General features: G+C 57.7%; 5 protein-coding genes. All 5 read right to left on the reverse strand.

The window, feature by feature from the left end:
* Positions 1-634: phosphatidate cytidylyltransferase (locus FEM54_RS26945; protein WP_138453692.1), on the reverse strand; the 634-nt coding region annotated here is incomplete at its 3' end.
* Complete coding sequence (gene uppS, locus FEM54_RS26950) at positions 635-1,390, reverse strand: polyprenyl diphosphate synthase (RefSeq protein ID WP_017137143.1); 756 nt, start codon at positions 1,388-1,390, stop codon at positions 635-637. It abuts the gene before it with no gap.
* Between the two features lie 17 nt (positions 1,391-1,407).
* Positions 1,408-1,965 carry a ribosome recycling factor gene (gene frr / locus FEM54_RS26955; protein WP_138453693.1) on the reverse strand — a complete coding sequence of 186 codons (558 nt, stop codon included), beginning with the start codon at positions 1,963-1,965 and terminating at the stop codon, positions 1,408-1,410.
* Positions 1,962-2,705 (reverse strand): UMP kinase, encoded by a 744-nt coding sequence (gene pyrH, locus FEM54_RS26960; RefSeq protein WP_003172271.1) that lies wholly within the window; start codon positions 2,703-2,705, stop codon positions 1,962-1,964. The genes frr and pyrH overlap by 4 nt, the downstream gene beginning before the upstream one ends.
* Positions 2,706-2,916: 211 nt before the next feature.
* Positions 2,917-3,780: a translation elongation factor Ts gene (tsf, locus tag FEM54_RS26965; RefSeq protein WP_138453694.1), complete on the reverse strand. Its 864-nt coding sequence runs from the start codon at positions 3,778-3,780 to the stop codon at positions 2,917-2,919.
* Between the last annotated feature and the right edge of the window lie 41 nt (positions 3,781-3,821).

Here is a 3,821-nt window from a genome sequence, read left to right on the forward strand (position 1 = left end):
CCGCCGTACCCAGCAGGGCCAGGAGTATTTCCTTCACCGACCAGTCGCGCACAACACCCACTACGAGCGTGATCAGCAAGGTCAACGCCAAGCCGCCGTAGACGCCTTCCCAGCTCTTGCCAGGACTGACAGCCGGGGCCAGCTTGCGCTTGCCGAAGGCGCGACCAGAGAAGTAGGCGCCAATATCGGCACCCCACACCAATACCATCACCGCCATGATCAGCCAGTTGCCCATCGGTGCATTCTTGATTTCCACCAGGCCTTGCCAGGCCGGCAGCAAAATCAACAAGCCAATCACCAATTTGCTGGCAACACTGGACCAATGGCCACTGGTGCGCGGAAAGGTCAGCACCAGGAAGGTCGCGAGCGCCCACCACAGCACCGCAGCGCCCAATACCCAAGGCACCACGATGCTCGACAGGGTATGCATCAGAAACAGCAACAGCGCTACAACAGCGGCGTAGGCCACGCGTGGCAATTGCGCATTAAAGCCCGCCAGACGCGCCCACTCCCAGGCACCCAGGGTCACGACCACGCCGATAAACAGCGCAAAGCCGGAACCGTCGAGCAGGAAAAACCCACACAAGGCGATCGGCAGCAGGATCAGTGCGGTGATGATTCGTTGTTTAAGCATTTAAACCCGGGCTCCAGCTTCGATCTGCTCGCTCGTTTTACCGAAGCGGCGCTGACGGGAAGCGAAATCGGCCAGCGCATTACGCATGGCATCGTGTTTGAAGTCCGGCCAGAACAGGTCGGAGAAGTACAGCTCGGTGTAGGCCAACTGCCACAACAGGAAGTTGCTGATGCGGTGCTCGCCACCGGTGCGGATACACAGGTCCGGCAACGGCAGGTCACCGGTCACCAGGCAGGTTTGCAACAATTCGGGCGTGATGTCGTCGGGCCGCAGGTGCCCGGCCTGTACTTCGCGAGCCAGGCGCTGCGCGGCCTGGGCGATATCCCACTGGCCGCCATAGTTGGCCGCGATCTGCAGTACAAAACGGTTGCTGCCAGCGGTGATGGCTTCAGCTTCGCGCATGGCCGCCTGCAGCTCCGGATGAAACCGCGAACGGTCACCGATGATACGCAGGCTGATGTTGTTGTCGTTGAGGCGCTTGGCCTCACGACGCAAAGCCTTGAAGAACAGGTCCATCAAGGCGCTGACTTCTTCGGCCGGCCGTTGCCAGTTCTCACTGGAGAAGGCAAACAGGGTCAACACTTCGACCTTGGCCTCGGCACATACCTCAATCACCGCGCGCACTGCATCGACACCCGCTTTATGCCCGGCGACACCCGGCATAAAGCGTTTTTTCGCCCAGCGATTATTCCCGTCCATGATGATCGCGACATGGCGCGGCACCACAGAGGGCACAGTCTGCTTGGTCTTTTCCATGAAGGTGTCCTGACCCCTTATACGGCCATCAGGTCCTTTTCTTTCTCTTCCGTAGCCTTGGTGATCTGGGCCTCGGCATCTTTGGTCAGCTTGTCGATATCGGCGACGGCGCGACGTTCTTCGTCTTCGCTGATTTCTTTGTCCTTGACCAGTTTCTTCAGGTCGCCCAGCGCATCACGGCGGATATTACGCACTGCAACCCGCGCATCTTCAGCTGCGCTGCGCGCCTGCTTGGTGAAGCCCTTACGGGTTTCTTCGGTCAGGGCTGGCATGGAGATCAGCAACAACTCGCCCAGGTTGGTCGGGTTGAGGTTCAAGCCAGCGCTCTGGATGGCTTTGTCGACAGCGCCGAGCATGTTGCGCTCAAAAGCCACGACTTGCAGGGTGCGCGAGTCTTTTACGGTGATGTTGGCCACCTGGGTGATGGAGGTATCTGCGCCGTAGTACGGCACCATCACACTACCCAGGATGCTTGGGTGAGCCTTGCCGGTACGAATCTGGCCAAATGCATGGGCCAGAGACTCCAGGGATTTCTGCATACGCTCTTGAGCGTCTTTCTTGATTTCGTTGATCATTGTTGGCCTTCCTCGATCAGAGTCCCTTCCGCGCCGCCGTGTACGATATTCAGCAGGGCGCCGGGCTTGTTCATGTTAAATACGCGCAGCGGCATCTTGTGGTCGCGGCACAGGCAAATAGCCGTCAGGTCCATCACACCCAGCTTGCGATCCAGCACTTCATCGTAGGTCAGATGATCGAACTTCTCGGCATGCGGGTCTTTGAATGGGTCGGCAGTATAGACGCCGTCTACCTTGGTGGCCTTGAGCACCACGTCAGCATCGATTTCGATGGCACGCAGGCAGGCAGCCGAATCGGTCGTGAAGAACGGGTTACCCGTGCCTGCGGCAAAGATCACGACTTCCTTGGCGTTCAGGTGGCGCATGGCTTTGCGACGATCATAATGATCAGTCACGCCAACCATGGAAATAGCCGACATCACGATGGCCGAGATATTGGCGCGCTCCAGGGCGTCGCGCATGGCCAGGGCGTTCATCACAGTGGCCAGCATGCCCATGTGGTCGCCAGTGACCCGGTCCATACCGGCAGCACTCAGTGCCGCGCCACGGAACAGGTTACCGCCGCCAATCACCAGGCCGACTTGAACGCCGATGCCGACCAGTTGGCCGACTTCGAGCGCCATGCGGTCGAGCACCTTGGGATCGATCCCGAACTCTTCCGAGCCCATCAGGGCCTCGCCGCTGAGCTTGAGTAGAATGCGTTTATAGCGAGCCTGATAACCACTGCCCTGCTGAGCCATTGCGAATCTCTCCTGCGGCGTATTTTTTAAAAATTCTTGGCGAGCCGTTTACGGCTTGCGTTCACTCTAGCTGGACGCTATCACAGCGCCATCGGAACACGGCTTTGTAAGCCAGTTCCGAAAGGAAGCCAAATAAAAATTGGCCTTCCCATTTGAAAAGAGGCTGCGCGCGTGAGCGGGCAGCCTCTTTCGGCGACAGTTGAAAACTGTCTTATTGCTTGGCGGCAGCCAGCTGGGCAGCAACTTCTTCAGCGAAGTTGTCGACCGGCTTCTCGATGCCCTCGCCTACTTTGTAGTAGGTGAAGGAAACGATTTCAGCACCGGCTTTCTTGGCCAGTTCGCCAACCTTGATTTCAGGGTTCTTGACGAACGCCTGCTCAACCAGGCTCGCTTCAGCCAGGAACTTGCTGATACGGCCTTTGATCATGTTTTCAACGATGTTTTCCGGCTTGCCGGCGATCTTGTCAGCGTTGAGGCTCAGGAACACGGCTTTTTCGCGTTCGATTGCGTCAGCGGACACTTCCGATGGCAGCAGGAATTCCGGGTTGCTGGCCGCTACGTGCATAGCGATGTCTTTTGCCAGCTCAACGTCGCCGCCTTTCAGGGCAACCACGACGCCGATTTTGTTACCGTGCAGGTAACCACCAACCACAACGCCTTCAATGCGGGCCAGGCGACGGATGTTGACGTTTTCGCCAACCTTGCCGACCAGTACCAGGCGATCAGCTTCTTGAGCTTCGATCAACGGCTCAACGGTAGTGAGCTTGTCGTCGAATGCTTTCTTGACGCTGGCAGCAACGAATGCCTTGAAGTCGTCCTGCAGAGCCAGGAAGTCGGTCTGGGAGTTCACTTCCAGCAGAACGGCAGCCTTGCCGTCTTCAACCAGAGCGATAGCGCCTTCAGCAGCAACGTTGCCTGCTTTCTTGGCAGCCTTGATGGCGCCGGAAGCACGCATGTCATCAATGGCTTTTTCGATGTCGCCGCCAGCCTTGGTCAAGGCCTTTTTGCAATCCATCATGCCTTCGCCGGTACGCTCACGCAGTTCTTTAACCAACGCTGCAGTAATCTCTGCCATTTCAAAATCCTCTTGGATAGGTTTTCAACCATTCCACGCGA

Source organism: Pseudomonas edaphica (assembly GCF_005863185.1).
Classification (GTDB): Bacteria; Pseudomonadota; Gammaproteobacteria; order Pseudomonadales; family Pseudomonadaceae; genus Aquipseudomonas; species Aquipseudomonas edaphica.